This is a genomic window from Pseudomonas sp. S2_A05, assembly GCF_054668485.1.
The window spans coordinates 4,408,543-4,424,900 of the sequence record NZ_CP162775.1; the positions used below are offsets into that span (position 1 = coordinate 4,408,543).

15 protein-coding genes are annotated in these 16,358 nt (G+C 60.8%); 4 read left to right on the plus strand and 11 right to left on the minus strand.

What is annotated here, in order from left to right; translation table 11 throughout:
* Window positions 1-56: 56 nt before the first annotated feature.
* Window positions 57-482 carry a DUF4399 domain-containing protein gene (locus tag AB4O12_RS20115; protein WP_039757489.1) on the minus strand — a complete coding sequence of 142 codons (426 nt, stop codon included), beginning with the start codon at window positions 480-482 and terminating at the stop codon, window positions 57-59.
* A 135-nt stretch (window positions 483-617) separates the two neighbouring features.
* Here AB4O12_RS20115 and AB4O12_RS20120 point away from each other — a divergent pair, with 135 nt between their 5' ends.
* Window positions 618-1,181 carry a transporter substrate-binding domain-containing protein gene (locus AB4O12_RS20120; protein WP_150742959.1) on the plus strand — a complete coding sequence of 188 codons (564 nt, stop codon included), beginning with the start codon at window positions 618-620 and terminating at the stop codon, window positions 1,179-1,181.
* Window positions 1,182-1,405: 224 nt separating this feature from the next.
* Here AB4O12_RS20120 and AB4O12_RS20125 read toward each other — a convergent pair whose 3' ends face one another.
* Window positions 1,406-1,891 carry a 2-thiouracil desulfurase family protein gene (locus tag AB4O12_RS20125; protein WP_460059633.1) on the minus strand — a complete coding sequence of 162 codons (486 nt, stop codon included), beginning with the start codon at window positions 1,889-1,891 and terminating at the stop codon, window positions 1,406-1,408.
* A 2-nt stretch (window positions 1,892-1,893) separates the two neighbouring features.
* On the minus strand, window positions 1,894-2,526 hold the full coding sequence (locus tag AB4O12_RS20130) for a 2OG-Fe(II) oxygenase (RefSeq protein WP_460059634.1): 633 nt from the start codon (window positions 2,524-2,526) through the stop codon (window positions 1,894-1,896).
* A 108-nt stretch (window positions 2,527-2,634) separates the two neighbouring features.
* On the opposite strand from AB4O12_RS20130, the gene AB4O12_RS20135 reads away from it, so the two are divergent.
* Window positions 2,635-3,366 (plus strand): DUF2059 domain-containing protein, encoded by a 732-nt coding sequence (locus tag AB4O12_RS20135; RefSeq protein WP_263216117.1) that lies wholly within the window; start codon window positions 2,635-2,637, stop codon window positions 3,364-3,366.
* A gap of 131 nt (window positions 3,367-3,497) precedes the next feature.
* Here AB4O12_RS20135 and bipL read toward each other — a convergent pair whose 3' ends face one another.
* Window positions 3,498-4,445 carry a phospholipase BipL gene (gene bipL / locus AB4O12_RS20140; RefSeq protein WP_150637043.1) on the minus strand — a complete coding sequence of 316 codons (948 nt, stop codon included), beginning with the start codon at window positions 4,443-4,445 and terminating at the stop codon, window positions 3,498-3,500.
* Window positions 4,446-4,544: 99 nt separating this feature from the next.
* Here bipL and AB4O12_RS20145 point away from each other — a divergent pair, with 99 nt between their 5' ends.
* Both AB4O12_RS20145 and AB4O12_RS20150 read left to right on the plus strand, forming a co-directional pair.
* Window positions 4,545-5,123: a DUF6436 domain-containing protein gene (locus AB4O12_RS20145; RefSeq protein ID WP_056786241.1), complete on the plus strand. Its 579-nt coding sequence runs from the start codon at window positions 4,545-4,547 to the stop codon at window positions 5,121-5,123.
* A 102-nt stretch (window positions 5,124-5,225) separates the two neighbouring features.
* Window positions 5,226-7,637 (plus strand): penicillin acylase family protein, encoded by a 2,412-nt coding sequence (locus AB4O12_RS20150; RefSeq protein ID WP_460059636.1) that lies wholly within the window; start codon window positions 5,226-5,228, stop codon window positions 7,635-7,637.
* Window positions 7,638-7,835: 198 nt separating this feature from the next.
* Here the strand turns inward: AB4O12_RS20150 and AB4O12_RS20155 are convergent, their stop codons facing one another.
* The 7 genes from AB4O12_RS20155 to AB4O12_RS20185 all read right to left on the minus strand — a co-directional run bounded on the left by AB4O12_RS20155 (window position 7,836) and on the right by AB4O12_RS20185 (window position 16,193).
* Window positions 7,836-8,726 (minus strand): ABC transporter permease subunit, encoded by an 891-nt coding sequence (locus AB4O12_RS20155; RefSeq protein WP_150742954.1) that lies wholly within the window; start codon window positions 8,724-8,726, stop codon window positions 7,836-7,838.
* Window positions 8,723-9,604 carry an ABC transporter permease subunit gene (locus AB4O12_RS20160; protein WP_177327003.1) on the minus strand — a complete coding sequence of 294 codons (882 nt, stop codon included), beginning with the start codon at window positions 9,602-9,604 and terminating at the stop codon, window positions 8,723-8,725. Before AB4O12_RS20160 ends, AB4O12_RS20155 begins: the two co-directional genes overlap by 4 nt.
* Window positions 9,605-9,639: 35 nt before the next feature.
* On the minus strand, window positions 9,640-10,782 hold the full coding sequence (locus tag AB4O12_RS20165) for an ABC transporter ATP-binding protein (RefSeq protein WP_016772662.1): 1,143 nt from the start codon (window positions 10,780-10,782) through the stop codon (window positions 9,640-9,642).
* A 63-nt stretch (window positions 10,783-10,845) separates the two neighbouring features.
* Window positions 10,846-11,943 (minus strand): polyamine ABC transporter substrate-binding protein, encoded by a 1,098-nt coding sequence (locus tag AB4O12_RS20170; RefSeq protein ID WP_038860901.1) that lies wholly within the window; start codon window positions 11,941-11,943, stop codon window positions 10,846-10,848.
* A 186-nt stretch (window positions 11,944-12,129) separates the two neighbouring features.
* A complete protein-coding gene (locus AB4O12_RS20175) occupies window positions 12,130-13,242 on the minus strand; it encodes a polyamine ABC transporter substrate-binding protein (protein ID WP_039757472.1) in 1,113 nt (370 codons plus the stop codon).
* A gap of 171 nt (window positions 13,243-13,413) precedes the next feature.
* Window positions 13,414-14,778: an aspartate aminotransferase family protein gene (locus AB4O12_RS20180; RefSeq protein WP_041476872.1), complete on the minus strand. Its 1,365-nt coding sequence runs from the start codon at window positions 14,776-14,778 to the stop codon at window positions 13,414-13,416.
* Window positions 14,779-14,834: 56 nt separating this feature from the next.
* Entirely contained in the window at window positions 14,835-16,193 is a 1,359-nt protein-coding gene (locus tag AB4O12_RS20185; RefSeq protein WP_016772658.1) for a glutamine synthetase family protein, read from the minus strand.
* Window positions 16,194-16,358: the final 165 nt, after the last annotated feature.

Sequence of the window (16,358 nt, forward strand, 5' to 3'; positions counted from 1 at the left end):
TGCAGCTAGCCACTTGAAGCTGAATAAAAAAGGGAGCCCCGAAAGGCTCCCTTTTTTTATTTCACGTTGACCGTGATTTTTTCCGAAACGATCGATGGGTCGAACGGCATGTGGCCGCTGTCGCCGAGGATCAGTTGCAAGGTGTGCTTGCCCGGGGCCAGTTTGATCGTGGCTTCGGTCTGCGCCTTGCCGAAATGCATGTGGTGGGCGTCAGTCGGAATCGGCGCGCCTTCGGCCGGCAAATCATCGACGTCGATCAGCAGGTGATGGTGGCCGGTGTTCTTGGTGGTGTCACCCGCCGGGGCCAGCGCGATGTTCTTGACGCCGAACTTGACCTTGAATTCCTGCGAGACGGTGGCGCCGTCCTCGGGAGAAACGATGAACACTTCAGCATCCTTCGGCGCCGGTGTCGCCGCACTGGCCAGCACCGAAACACCCATCAGCACACCGGCCAACGCTGCACGAGACATAAAGCTTTTCATTTTCTTCTCCAGTTTTTCCGTAAAATCCGCACGGTCATGACAACTTCATGACCATTCGTTGTCGAAGGCACTCGACAACCATAGCAAAGCGAGCCTGAATCAGAGCGTCGCGATAATGATTTCAAAGGAGTGACCATGCGCTTGCTGCCTGGCCTGATCTGCCTGCTACCCCTTCTGAGCCCGCTGGCTCACGCCGAACTGATTGATGACGTCAACGACCGTGGCGAGCTGCGCATAGCCCTTGAGGCTAATACACCGCCCTTCAATTACAAGGAAGGCGACACCCTCACGGGGTTCGAGGTCGAGCTTGGGCAACTTCTGGCCCAAGAGCTGGATGTACGCGCCGACTTCATCGTCACCGACGAGGGCGACCTGCTCCAGGGCGTTGAAAGCGGCAAATACGATGTCGCGCTCAACCACATAGCACTGACACCCGAACTCAAGGATCGTTTCGACTTCAGCGAGCCGTACGGCGAGGTCGACGGGCAGTTGTTGGCGAAGAAGGACGAGACGCCGCGGCCGCTGGTGCTGGTGCAGGCGTTGACCGAAGCGAAGCCGAAAGCGGCAGTGCCGGTCGAGCTGGCGATCCCGTTTCAGAAGGGTAATCCGGCATTTCAGGCCAGCCTAAAGAGCGCGCTGGAACGGATCAAGGCGGATGGGCGGTTGGCGGCGCTGTCCGAGAAGTGGTTGAAACCGTAAGACCCCCTCACCCTAACCCTCTCCCGGAGGGGAGAGGGAACTGATCCGGGGATGCTTTAGAGGTACGCCGACTTGGGATTGCTATACCGAATCCGAAATCGACTGATCATGGCTTTGTCGAATCTCTGGTCGCCAAGGTCTTTCAGGTCGATGGACAGCGCCAGACACCTCGGTCGGCCCCCTCTCCCCCGGGAGAGGGCTGGGGTGAGGGCAACGATGGCGGATCAGTCCAAAGCCGCCAGAGTCACCGCCGCCTCAGCCAGCTCAAGCTCACTGAAAACCCGAACCCCATGACGCTTGAGCAACGCCGCCGTCACCCCTTCGCCATTGACCTTGACCCCACTGAACGTGCCGTTATACGTCAACAGATTCCCGCAAGAGGGGCTGTTGGCCTTGAGCACCGCCACCCGAATGCCGTGCTTTTGCACCAGGTCCAGCGCTTGCCGCGCCCCCTCGAGAAATTGCGCGCTGACATCCTCGCCCTCAGTAGTGATGACTGCGGCAATGCCATCCAGCACCTCAACACCTTGCCCGCCAGGAATCTCCGCCGCCGCCCGCGGCGTCGGCAATCCACCGGCCACCTCAGGACACAACGGCACTACCCGCCCTTCTTCGATCCATTGCTCAAGCAGATCAAACGGCCCGCTCGCGCCACCGTCATAGCGCACGCGATGGCCCAGCAGGCAGCGACTGACCAGGATCTTTTCCATGTTCAGAACGGCTCGTTGCCACGGCGACGGAACCAGCCAGTCAGCGACAGGCGCTCGCGATGGGCCGGCAACACTTCGTGGGGCACTTCGCCGGAGAGAAACACCACCAGGCAGCCGCCGGTCGGCTGCACGTCGTGCACACGTTCCTCGCCCAGGTACATGCGCAACTGGCCACCGTCCTCCGGCAACCAGGCGTCGTTGAGGTAGATCACCGCCGACACCATGCGCCGGTCATCATCGCGAAAACGGTCGAGGTGCTTGAGGTAGAACGCGCCGGGCGGGTACAGGGCGAAATGGCATTCGAAATCCTCAAGCCCCAGAAACAAGCCGCGATTGAGCGCCTCGCGCAGACTGTCCATCAGGCTCAGGTAGCGGTCAGTGGCGTCGGCCTGACCCGGGTCGATCCACTGGATGTGATCGCCGCGAATACCCTCGCGAATCTCGGAAAACGGCCCGCGTCCGACCGCCGCCGGCGCCAGCTCACCCTCGGCTTCACGTTTACGGCACTCGGCCGCCAGCGCCTGGGTCAGATCGGCGGGCAGGAAGATGTTCTGCTGCGACCAGCCGTGTTCGGCCAGGTCGTCGACAATGCGTAACAGCAGCGGGTGTTCAGAGGATATCGGCATGGCGCGCATAGTATGCCGACGGCAACAAATCCGACAGAGCCACGCAGCGCCTTGCTACGAATTCTCGACAAGTACCGGCACCGCACGGACAATAGTCCGCTGCTGACAGGAGTCCCTATGCGCCGTTTGCTTTTTTCACTGTTGATGTTCTGCGTATTGCCCACCTGGGCGGACGGCCACGATCAGTTGTACAAGGTCGCCGGCTGGCCAGAACAACGCGCGCATTTCAACGATGCCCTGAGCGCCGCCCAGCAGCGCTATCAGAACAGCCTGCCGCCTGCGGTATTTCAGGCGCTGGTCAACAACAGCAATCAGCGCTTCGCCGCGCAGGCCATGGATCAGCGTGCCGAAGCGCAACTGCGGCAGAAACTCGCCGACCCGAAACCGGCGCTGACCTTCTTCCAGTCACCACTGGGCAAGAAAATCGTCGCCGCCGAATTGCTCGCAACCCGTCGCGATCAACTGGCAAAAAATGCCCAGGGCCTGCCGAAGATGCAGGCCAGCGACAGTCGCTTGCTGATCATCGGCCATCTCGCCCAGGCCCTGCCGGCCCGTGAGGCTGGCGCCGAGGTCAGCCTGGCGATTGCCGGCGTAGCGGCGGACAGCTTGAGTTCGATGATTCCGGGATTGCTTGGCGGTGGACAGGCACAGGGCATGCTGAATGGTCAGCGCCAGCGGCTGATGGATCAGATCGGCGCCGATCTGAACAACACGTTGCTCTACGTCTATCGCGATTTGTCGGATGAAGAGCTGGAAGAGTTTGCGACGTTTGCCGAGTCGACCGAGGGCAAGGCTTACTACCAGGCGGCACTGGCGGCGATTCGGGCGGGGTTGGCGGTCGGCCAATAATCTTCGTTGCCTGAAAGATCGCATTCGCGAGCAGGCTCGCTCCCACATTGGATCATCAGTGGACACAAAATGCGTGAGCATCCCGAATTCCCTGTGGGAGCGAGCCTGCTCGCGAAGAGGCCCTCCAGGCACTAGAGATTCCGGCCCCTGATCCGCTTGCTCAAGAATTCGAAATACTCCTCACGCATCTCCGCCGTTTCATTGGCCAGGTGATGCCGTGCCTCGGCCAACAGCAGAATCTGCGGCCGGTCGAACTTCCATTTCAACACCTGCAGATTGTGCTGCCAGTCGACAGTCATGTCCGCCTGCCCCTGAATGATCAGCGGCCGTCGCGGACTTTTTTTCGCGTGCTCGACGCGGATGATCCAGCGCGACAGCGCGCCCACCCATTTCGTCGGCAGACGTCTTGGCTGCAACGGATCGGCCAGCAGAAACGGCAGAAAATCCGGATCGTTGGAGTTCTCGCTGAAGCGTCGCGCCACACCGCGTACAAACGGCCGCAGCAGGTAATAACTCAGCTGCGACCAGCCCCACGCCCTTGGTCGCACCAACGGCGCCAGCAGAATCACCTGCCCCTGCGCCGGGCTGTTCTCGCCATGATTGAGCAGATGATCGACGACAATCGCGCCACCGGTGCTTTGCCCGCACAAATGCCAAGGCTGCGGCAGCGCGATCGAGTTCGCTTCAGCGAACAGCGCCTGCAACACGTCCTGGTATTCAGCGAAATCACGAATGCTTGCCCGTGGCCCGCTCGACAGACCATGGCCCGGCAAGTCGCAGGCGATCACGGCGAAATCCTGATCCAGCGCCCACTCGATCACATGCCGGTACAGGCCGATGTGGTCGTAATAACCGTGGAGCAGAAACAGCGTCGCCTTGACCTTCTCCGGCCACCAGCAATGGCTGACCAGCTCGTAGCCATCGACTTCGAAACGACCCATGCCGCGCCAGACATCGCGCTCGGCGAAGTCGGTCTTGTAGAAGCGCTGATAATCCTTCGCCTCATCCGATAACGGCTGCCACTCGGCCAATGGCTTGAGGCTCGCGCGTAAATGATCGGGGTCGAAAGTATCAGGCATGCGGACATTCCAGAGCGGGAAACGGACTTTATCGGCCTGCGATATTCATCTCTAGAGGCAGACATGGCAAGCTAGCCGGCCTTTCGAGGATCGAAAACCATGCGTTCGCCCTACCGCACCGCACTGTTCGCCAGCCTGCTCGCGCTGATCTGCGCCGGGGTGCTATGGGCGGCGTATGACTGGTTTCAGGGCCGCTATCTGCGCGCGTTCAGCGAACATACGGCGGTATTTTCCGGTGACCCGCTGCGCCTGCCGGACAACCTCGCCGGGCCGGGAAATATCCGCCTCGTGCACTTCTGGGACCCGGCCTGTCCGTGCAATGTCGGCAATCAACAGCACCTGAGCGAGATGGTCGAACAGTTCGGCGCGCGTGGAGTGGAGTTCTTCGCCGTGCAAAAGCCCGGCAGCCACGGCCAGTTGCCCGCCACCCTCGCCAGCCTGAAAACCATCATCGTCCTGCCCGGCGCCGAACAGATCCCCGCCAGCCCTGCCGTGGCGATCTGGGATCGCAGCGGCAAACTCGCCTACTTCGGCCCGTACAGCGAAGGCTTGACCTGCAACTCCAGCAACAGCTTTATCGAACCGATCCTGCATGCCCTGACGGAAGATCGCCCGGTCAATGCTACCCACACCTTGGCGGTGGGTTGTTATTGCCCATGGCCGGCGGACGCGAAGTAAGGCATTCCGGACTTTTCAAGGACAGCGCTGCACCGCACAGATGCTCTGTGCTAAATGTTTGCAGCCCGACGGGTGGCCTTCCCGCCTGCACAAGGAGTCACCATGAAGCGTGCGTTGATCGTCGTTGCCCTGCTCATCGTTGTCCTGCTCGGCGCCGCCGGCGGGTATATCTACAGCAAGCAGCCGACGCGCCAGGGCCAGGTCGAGCTGCGCAACCTGCAAGGCTCGGTGACCGTGCGCTATGACGAGCGCGGTGTGCCGCATATCCGCGCCGAGAACGAAACCGACCTCTATCGCGCCCTCGGTTATGTGCACGCGCAGGATCGTCTGTTCCAGATGGAAGCCATGCGCCGCCTCGCCCGGGGCGAGCTGGCCGAAGTGCTAGGGCCGAAACTGCTCGACACCGACAAACTGTTTCGCAGCCTGCGCATTCGCGAGCGCGCGGCCAGTTACGTCGCCAGCCTCGACAAGCAGTCGCCGGCATGGAAGGGCCTGCAAGCCTATCTGGATGGCATCAACCAATATCAGGACGCCCACGCCGCGCCGATCGAGTTCGACGTGCTGGGCATCCCCAAGCGGCCGTTCACTGCCGAAGACAGCATCAGCGTCGCCGGCTACATGGCCTACAGCTTTGCTGCTGCGTTTCGCACCGAGCCGCTGCTGACCTACGTGCGCGATCAGCTCGGCGCCGATTACCTCAATGTCTTCGATCTCGACTGGCAGGCCAAAGGCGTTCTGGCCACCGATCACACCCGGCACGCACCGGCCCTCGCCGCCGGCGACTGGCAGGACCTCACCGCCCTCGCCCGCCTCAGCGAACAGGCGCTGCTCGACAACGGCCTGCCGCAGTTCGAGGGCAGCAACGCCTGGGTGATTGCCGGCAGCCGCAGTCAGAGTGGCAAGCCATTGCTGGCCGGCGATCCGCATATTCGTTTCTCGGTGCCGTCGGTGTGGTACGAGGCGCAGTTGTCGGCGCCGGGTTTCGAGTTGTACGGCCATCATCAGGCACTGGTGCCGTTCGCGTTTCTGGGACACAACCTCGATTTCGGCTGGAGCCTGACCATGTTCCAGAACGATGACCTCGATCTGATCGCCGAGAAGGTCAACCCGGACAATCCCAATCAGGTCTGGTATCGCGGCCAGTGGACCGAGATGCTCGTCAGCGAACAACAGATCAATGTAAAGGGTCAGGCGCCGGTGACTCTCACCTTGCGCCAGTCCCCGCACGGGCCAATCGTCAACGATGCTCTTGGCAGCGCCGCCGGCAAGACCCCGATCGCGATGTGGTGGGCCTTCCTCGAAACACCTAACCCGATCCTCGACGGCTTCTACCAGCTCAACCGCGCCGACACCTTGGCCAAGGCCCGCGCGGCAGCGGCCAAGGTGCAGGCGCCGGGCCTGAATCTGGTGTACGCCAACGCCAAAGGCGATATCGCCTGGTGGGCCTCGGCCTTGCTGCCCAAACGTCCGGCCGGGGTGAAACCGGACTTCATCCTCGACGGCAGCACGCCCGAGGCGGACAAGGACGGCTATTACCCGTTCAGCGCCAACCCGCAGGAAGAGAACCCGGCGCGCGGCTATATCGTCTCGGCCAACTTCCAGCCCGTGTCGCCGACCGGCATGGAGATTCCCGGTTATTACAACCTTGCCGATCGCGGTCAGCAGCTTGACCGTCAGCTCAGCGACAACCGGGTGAAGTGGAACAACGAGGCCAACCAGCAACTGCAACTGGGCACCGCGACCGGTTACGGCCCGCGTCTGTTGGCGCCGCTGTTGCCGGTGTTGCGCGAGGTGGTGAGTGATCCGGCGCAGCTGAAACTGGTCGAGCAATTGGCGCAGTGGCCCGGCGACTATCCGCTGAATTCGATCAGCGCGACGGTGTTCAACCAATTCCTCTACGACCTTGCCGACGCGTCGATGCGCGATGAGTTGGGCAATGACTTCTTCGAGACACTGCTGTCGACGCGGGTAATCGATTCGGCGTTGCCACGCCTGGCGGCCAAGGCGGACTCACCGTGGTGGGACAATCGCAGCACGCCGGCCAAAGAAACCCGCGCCGATGTCGTGCGCACGGCGTGGGCGGCAAGCATGGCGCATCTGAAACTGACCCTCGGCGATAACGTGGCCGGTTGGCAGTGGGGCGCGGCGCACACCCTGACTCACGGCCATCCGCTGGGGCAGCAGAAGCCGCTGGATCGCCTGTTCAACGTCGGCCCGTTCGCGGCGCCGGGCAGTCATGAAGTGCCGAACAACCTCTCGGCAAAAATCGGCCCGGCGCCATGGCCGGTGACCTATGGACCGTCGACGCGGCGTCTGGTGGATTTTGCCGATCCGGTCCATAGCCTGACGATCAATCCGGTCGGCCAGAGTGGCGTGCCACTGGACAGTCACTATGACGATCAGGCCGAGGCGTATGTGGAGGGGATTTATGTGCAGGCGCATTTCAGCGAGGAAGAGGTGCTGGCGAATACGCGCAGTACGTTGAAGCTGCTGCCTGCGCGGGCTGCGCAATAGATTGATGCCGTCTCGACCGGCCCTTTCGCGAGCAAGCTCGCTCCCACAGGAGATTGCATTCCAAATGTGGGAGCGAGCCTGCTCGCAAGCGCTGTGTCAGCCGGCATCGGAGTCGACTGACACTCTGTCTTCGCGAGCAGGCTCGCTCCCACATTTACAACCAGGTTGGCCGCAGGGTTGAGGCCAACCTGATATTGCTTAGGCCGCTTCCGGCGCTGGCGCGCGGCGTGCGTCCGGTTGTTTCCACGAATCGGCGGCGCTTTCTTCGATGGCTTGCTGGATGGCTTTCTTGCGTGCTTCTTCGGCGCGGCGGCTGAAGAACCAGACGAGGAAGGTCACCAGCGACACCGCCAGCAGAATCAGACTGGCCACGGCGTTGATTTCCGGCTTCACACCCAGGCGCACGGCCGAGAACACTTCCATCGGCAGGGTCGTCGAACCCGGGCCGGACACGAAGCTCGCCAGCACCAGGTCATCCAGCGACAGCGCGAACGACATCATCCCGCCCGCCGCCAGCGACGGCGCGATCATCGGGATGGTGATCAGGAAGAACACCTTCCACGGCCGCGCGCCCAAGTCCATCGCCGCCTCTTCGATCGACAGGTCCAGCTCACGCAAGCGCGCTGACACCACCACCGCCACATACGCGGCGCAGAACGTGGTGTGGGCGATCCAGATGGTGACGATGCCGCGCTCCTGCGGCCAGCCGATCATTTGGGCCATGGCCACGAACAGCAGCAACAGCGACAGACCGGTGATCACTTCCGGCATCACCAACGGCGCAGTCACCAGGCCACCGAACAGCGTGCGGCCCTTGAAGTGAGTGATGCGGGTCAGCACGAACGCTGCCAGGGTACCCAGCGCCACCGCAGCAACCGCGGTGTAGCAGGCGATTTCCAGCGAGCGCAGCACCGAGCCCATCAGTTGCGAGTTGTCGAGCAGGCCGACGTACCACTTGATCGACCAGCCGCCCCATACCGTCACCAGTTTCGAGGCGTTGAACGAGTAGATCACCAGAATCAGCATCGGCAGATAGATGAAGATCAGACCCAGTACCAGCATCAGGCTGGAGAAACGGAAGCGCTTCATTCTTTACCCTCCATTTCCTTGGCCTGACTGCGGTTGAACAGAATGATCGGCACAATCAGGATCGCCAGCATCACCACCGCCAGGGCGGACGCCACCGGCCAGTCGCGGTTGTTGAAGAATTCTTGCCACAGCACCTTACCGATCATCAGGGTTTCCGGGCCGCCGAGCAGTTCCGGGATCACGAACTCGCCGACCACGGGAATGAACACCAGCATGCAGCCGGCAATGATGCCGTTCTTGGACAGCGGAATGGTGATTTTCCAGAAGCTGTTGAAGGTGCTCGAACCCAGATCCGACGCGGCTTCCAGCAGACTCTGATCGTGCTTCACCAGGTTGGCGTACAGCGGCAGGATCATGAACGGCAGGTACGAATAGACAATCCCGATGTACACCGCCAGGTTGGTGTTGAGGATCTGCAGCGGCTCGTCGATCAGGCCCATGCTCATCAGGAAGCCGTTGAGCAGGCCGTTGTTGCTGAGGATGCCCATCCACGCGTACACGCGGATCAGGATCGCCGTCCAGGTCGGCATCATGATCAGCAGCACCAGTACCGTTTGCAGCTCCTTGCGCGCGCTGGCGATGGCGTAGGCCATCGGGTAACCGATCAGCAGGCAGAGCACGGTGCTGATAAAGGCCATTTTCAGCGAGCCGAGATAGGCGGCGATGTACAGTTCGTCGTCGCCAAGCAACGCGTAGTTGCCCAGGTTCAGCAGCAGTTGCAGCTTCTGCTCGGCGTAGGTGTAGATCTCGGTGTACGGCGGGATCGCCACGTCGGCTTCGGCGAAGCTGATCTTCAGAACGATGAAGAACGGCAGCATGAAGAACAGGAACAGCCAGATGAACGGCACCCCGATGACCAGCTGCCGGCCATTGGGGATGATTCGGTTTATACGGCGTTTGAATTTGCGCATGTTCATGAGCGAAGTACCACGCCGCTATCGTCTTCCCACCACACGTAGACCTGATCGCCCCAGGTCGGACGCGCGCCGCGACGTTCGGCGTTGGCGACGAACGACTGCACCAGTTTGCCGCTCGGCAATTCGACGTAGAACACCGAGTGCCCGCCCAGATAAGCGATGTCGTGGACCTTGCCGCTCGACCAGTTGTACTCGCAGGTCGGCATGTCGGCGGTGACCAGCAGTTTTTCCGGGCGAATCGCGTAGGTGACCGACTTGTCCTGCACCGAGGTACTGATGCCGTGGCCGACGTAGATCTGCCGGTCGAGGTCCTTGCAGGTGATGGTCGCGTGGCCTTCGGCGTCGTCGATCACTTCGCCTTCGAAGATGTTGACGTTGCCGATGAATTCGCAGACCAGACGGCTGGTCGGGGTTTCGTAGATGTCAATCGGGCTACCAATCTGCGCAATCCAGCCCAGGTGCATGATCGCGATGCGCTCGGCCATGGTCATGGCCTCTTCCTGGTCGTGGGTCACCATCACGCAGGTCACGCCGACGCGCTCGATGATTTCCACCAGTTCCAGCTGCATCTGCGAACGCAGCTTTTTGTCCAGTGCGCCCATCGGTTCGTCGAGCAGCAACAGCTTCGGCCGCTTGGCCAGCGAACGGGCCAGGGCCACGCGTTGACGCTGGCCGCCGGACAGTTGATGCGGCTTGCGCTTGGCGTACTGGCTCATCTGCACCAGCTTGAGCATCTCGGCCACGCGGGCGTCGATCTCGGCCTTGGGGATCTTGTCCTGCTGCAAGCCGAAGGCAATGTTCTGCGCCACGGTCATGTGCGGGAACAAAGCGTAGGACTGGAACATCATGTTGATCGGACGGTCGTACGGCGGCATGTCGGTGATGTCGACGCCGTCGAGGAAAATCCGCCCTTCCGTGGGCCGTTCGAAGCCTGCCAGCATCCGTAGCAAGGTGGATTTGCCCGATCCCGAACCGCCGAGCAGGGCAAAGATCTCGCCCTTCTTGATTTCCAGGGACACGTCGTCCACGGCAATCGTCTCGTCGAACTTCTTCGTGACCCGGTCGATTTTGACCAGCACCTGTTTCGGTGTCTGGTCGCCCTCGAGGGCTTTCTTGTAGGCGCCGGAGGCAACTGCCATTTACGAAACTCCCAACAGAAGCAGCAGTTCGCCCCGCAAGACGAACCCTGGATAGTTTGTGCGTTATTTGCCCGACTTGACCTTGGTCCAGCTACGGGTCATCAAACGCTGAATATTGGCTGGCAACTCGGTCGACACGTAGGTCTTGTCGAGGACTGCTTGCGGTGGGTAAACCGCTTCATCGGTGCGAATGGATTGTTCCATCAGCTTGTCCGAACCCGGATTGGGGTTGGCGTAACCGACGTAATCACTGACCTGGGCGATCACCTCAGGTTTCAGCAAATAGTTGATGAAGGCGTGGGCCTCTTTGACGTTGGACGAATCCTTGGGGATCGCCAGCATGTCGAACCACAGCGCGCCGCCCTCTTTCGGAATCGAATAGGCGATGTTGACGCCCTTCTTGGCTTCCTCGGCACGGTTCTTCGCCTGGAAGATATCGCCGGAGAAACCGATGGCCACGCAGATGTCGCCGTTGGCCAGATCGCCGATGTACTTCGACGAATGGAAATAGGTCACGTAGGGACGCACCGCGAGCAGCTTGGCGGTGGCCTTTTCGTAGTCCTTGGTGTTGGTGCTGTTGGCGTTCAGGCCCAGGTAATTGAGCATGGTCGGCATCATTTCGTCAGCCGAATCGAGGAACGCGACACCGCAGCTGTGCAGCTTCTTGATGTTTTCCGGCTCGAACAGCACGGCCCAGGAATCGATCTTGTCGATACCCAGCACAGCTTTGACCTTGTCGACGTTGTAGCCGATGCCGTTGGTGCCCCACAGATACGGTACGGCGTAGAGGTTGCCGGGATCGTTCTGCTCCAGGCGCTTGAGCAGCACCGGGTCGAGGTTGGAATAATTCGGCAACTGCGCCTTGTCGAGCTTCTGGAACGCGCCCGCCTTGATCTGCTTGCCAAGAAAGTGGTTCGACGGCACGACCACGTCATAACCGGTGCGCCCGGCGAGCAGCTTGCCTTCCAGGGTTTCGTTGGAGTCGAAAACGTCGTAGACCGGTTTGATCCCGGTCTCTTTCTCGAAGTCGGCCAGAGTCGATTCGCCGATGTAATCGGACCAGTTATAAATATGCACCGTACCGGCGGCCTGGGCTCCGACAGCGATTGTCAGGCCGGCAGCGGCCAGCAGGGCTTTGCGCAAAGAAGAAAATACAGGCAAGTGGAGGTCCTCTAAATTGATTGGGCCCAAGTTGCCCCGCGCTGCATGACAGCCATGGCTGCCCGACAACAAAACCGGCGCGCAACTTACCCTCGAAAAACCGATCCAGCAAAACTTTCTGTCATTTAATTATCCGCTGGCCGCCGTCGCGACGACGACGGCCAGTGGTTGTGGCGACAAACCGGCTTATTTGCCCGATTTGATCTTGGTCCAGCTGCGGGTGATCAGACGCAGTGTGGCGGCGTCCAGATCGCTGATCGCATAGAGTTGCTTCTTCACTTCAGCCGAAGGATAGATGCTCGGGTCGCTGGTGATGTCCTTGTCCACCAGAGGCGTTGCCGCCTTGTTGCCGTTCGGGAAACGCACGGCGTTGGTGATGCCGGCCATCACTTGCGGCTCCAGCAGGTAGTTCATGAACTTGTAGGCGGCTTCGACGTTTTCGGCATCCTTGGGAATGGCGACCATGTCGTAGAAAGTACCGGCGCCTTCTTTCGGAATGGTGTAGGCCAGCTTGACCTTGTCACCGGCTTCCTGGGCGCGGGTCTTGGATTGCTCCAGGTCACCCGAGTAACCGACGGCGACGCAGATGTTGCCGTTGGCCAGGTCCGAGATGTACTTGGAAGAGTGGAAGTAGGCGACCGAAGGACGGATCTTCAGGAACAGGTCTTCGGCGGCTTTCAGATCAGCCTTGTCCTTGCTGTTGGTCGGCTTGCCCAGATAGTGCAATGCCGCCGGAATCATTTCGGTCGGGGCATCGAGGAAGCTCACGCCGCAGCTTTTGAGTTTCTCGATGTTTTCCGGCTTGAACACCACGTCCCACGAATCGATCTTGTCGATACCCAGCGCAGCCTTGACCTTGGCCGGGTTGTAGCCGATGCCGATCGAGCCCCACATGTACGGGAAGGCGTGTTTGTTGCCCTGGTCGCTGGCGTCGCCAACGGCCTTGAGCAGGTCTTCGTCGAGGTTTTTCCAGTTAGGCAGCTTGGACTTGTCCAGCTCCTGGTAAACGCCGGCCTTGATCTGCTTGGCGAGGAAGTTGTTGGAAGGCACCACGATGTCGTAACCGGACTTGCCGGCCAGCAGCTTGGCTTCCAGGGTTTCGTTACTGTCGAAGACGTCGTAGACGACTTTGATCCCGGTGGCTTTTTCGAAGTTGGCCACGGTGTCCGGCGCGATATAGTCGGACCAGTTGTAGACGTGCAGCACCTTGTCGTCCGCGTGCACCGCACCCGCCATCATGCCCGCCATGGACAGCGCGAGCAGAGTCTTGCCAGCTAGCTTTTTACCTAATGCCTTCATGCGTCATGCTCCAAATTTTTCTTTTTTGAACCACTTTGTTCAGCGGCCGAACCCGGACAACTGGAACCGCGGCTAGTCTGGCAAGATCCGAGGCGGTCTTTCAACAAAAGACCAGCCTTTCTGACAGCTTTGAGCGAGTGCGCCGCAGCTCCCCCGCCCAAAGCCTAGCACCTAGGCCTGCAGCGCATTGAGGGTCAGGTCCAGACACTTGCGTGCTTTTGTAACCAGCTCATCGATTTCGGCTTTGCTGATCACCAGCGGCGGCGCGATGATCATGGTGTCGCCCACCGCGCGCATGATCAGGCCATTGTCGAAGCAGAACTGCCGGCAGATCATGCCCACGCCCTTGCCTTCGTAACGCTTGCGCGTGGCCTTGTCCTGCACCAGCTCGATCGCCCCCAGCAGACCGACGCCGCGAACTTCACCCACCAACGGGTGATCGTTCAGCTCGCGCAGACGTTTCTGCAAATACGGTGCCGTTTCGTTGTGGGCGTTCTCGATAATTTTTTCGTCGCGCAGGATGCGGATGTTTTCCAGGCCCACCGCTGCTGCCACCGGGTGCCCGGAGTAAGTGAAGCCGTGGTTGAAATCGCCGCCTTCGTTGAGCACGGCCACCACCGAATCACGCACGATCAATCCCCCCATCGGGATGTAGCCGGAGGTCAGGCCCTTGGCGATGGTCATCATGTCGGGTTTGAGGTCGTAGAAATCGCTACCGAACCACTCACCGGTACGGCCGAAACCGCAGATCACTTCATCGGCGACGAAGAGGATGTCGTACTTGGCGAGGATTTCCTTGATGCGCGGCCAGTAGGTGTCGGGCGGAATGATCACGCCGCCGGCACCCTGAATAGGCTCGGCAATAAAGGCACCGACGTTGTCGACGCCGACTTCGAGAATCTTTTCTTCGAGCTGATTGGCCGCCCAGATGCCGAACTCTTCCGGCGACATGTCACCGCCTTCGGCAAACCAGTACGGCTGGGCGATGTGGACGATGCCCGGAATCGGCAGGTCGCCCTGCTCGTGCATATAGGTCATGCCGCCGAGGCTCGCGCCGGCCACGGTCGAACCGTGATAACCGTTCTTGCGGCTGATGATGACTTTCTTGTTCGGCTGGCCTTTGATCGCCCAGTAGTGACGGACCATGCGCAACATGGTGTCGTTGCCTTCGGAGCCGGAGCCGGTGAAGAACACGTGGTTCATGCCTTCTGGCGCCACTTCGGCGATCGCCTTGGCCAGTTCCAGCGCCGGCGGGTGGGCAGTCTGGAAGAACAGGTTGTAGTAAGGCAGTTCGCGCATCTGTTTGGCGGCGGCATCGGCCAGTTCATCGCGACCGTAACCGATCGCCACGCACCAGAGGCCAGCCATGCCGTCGAGGATCTTGTTGCCTTCGCTGTCCCACAGATAAACGCCCTTGGCGTTGGTGATGATCCGCGGGCCCTTCTCTTTCAGTTGCTTGAAGTCGCTGAACGGGGCCAGGTGGTGATCGCTGCTCAGCGCTTGCCACTCACGGGTTTGCGGGTTGTTGCTGGTCATGCCAATTCTCCTTGTTATCGGTGAAGGCGCGACGGCTGGCCGCCGCGCCCGGCGTATCAGACGGCGAAGAGCAGGTACTCACGCTCCCAGGAACTGATCACGCGCTTGAAGTTTTCATGCTCGGCCCGCTTGACCGCGACGTAGCCGGTGATGAAGGTCTTGCCGAGATACTTCTCGATGGTCGCGCTGTTTTCCATACGCTCCAGCGCGTCTTCGATGGTCAGCGGCAGGCGCAGGTTGCGGCGCTCGTAACCACGGCCGACCACTGGCGCGCTCGGGTTCAGGCCCTCGACCATGCCGATGTAACCGCAGAGCAGGCTCGCGGCGATCGCCAGGTACGGGTTGGCGTCGGCGCCCGGCAGGCGGTTTTCCACGCGCCGGTTCTGCGGGCCGGCATCCGGTACACGCAGGCCGACGGTGCGGTTTTCTTCACCCCACTCGACGTTCACCGGTGCCGAAGTGTCCGGGAGGAAGCGGCGGAACGAGTTGACGTTCGGCGCGAACAGCGGCAACAGCTCGGGGATCAGTTTCTGCAAGCCACCGATGTGGTGCAGGAACAGCTGGCTCATGGTCCCGTCTTCGTTGGAGAAAACGTTCTTGCCGGTCTGAATGTCGATGATGCTCTGGTGCAGGTGCATGGCGCTGCCCGGCTCGCCGGTCATCGGCTTGGCCATGAATGTCGCAGCGACATCGTGCTTGAGCGCGGCCTCGCGCATGGTGCGCTTGAACACCAGAATCTGATCGGCCAGCGACAGGGCATCACCGTGACGGAAGTTGATTTCCATCTGCGCGGTGCCGTCTTCGTGGATCAGCGTGTCGAGGTCCAGCTCCTGCAATTCGCACCAGTCGTAGACGTCTTCGAACAGCGGGTCGAATTCGTTGGCCGCTTCAATGGAGAACGACTGCCGACCGATTTCCGGACGGCCCGAGCGGCCGATCGGCGGCTGCAACGGATAGTCGGGGTCGTCGCTGCGCTTGGTCAGGTAGAACTCCATTTCCGGCGCCACGATCGGCTGCCAGCCCTTGTCGGCATACAGCTTCAAGACTTTCTTGAGGACGTTGCGTGGCGACAGCTCGATCGGGTTGCCTTGCTTGTCGTAGGTGTCGTGGATCACCTGCGCGGTCGGCTCGATCGCCCACGGCACCAGGTACACGGCGTTCTGGTCGGGACGGCAGATCATGTCGATGTCGGCCGGGTCGAGCAGTTCGTAATAGATGTCGTCTTCGACGTAGTCGCCGGTCACGGTCTGCAGCAGCACGCTCTCCGGCAGACGCATGCCTTTCTCGGCGATGAACTTGTTGGTCGGCGAAATCTTGCCCCGGGTGATCCCGGTCAAGTCGCCGATCATGCATTCGACTTCTGTGATCTTGCGGTCTTTCAACCAATCGGTGAGCTGGTCGAGGTTGTTACTCATAAATGCCTCTGGGCTGAGTCTCCTGACGCGATGTCAGGCAATTTTGACGCTTGCGGCGTCGCGTTAAAGGGGGCTTGCTCGCGCAGTGCCGGCTTACGCCTGGCACCGCGCATAGACAATGAAAGAGGAGCTTACCTGCCCTTGACGCTGGCGTTGCATTTCCCG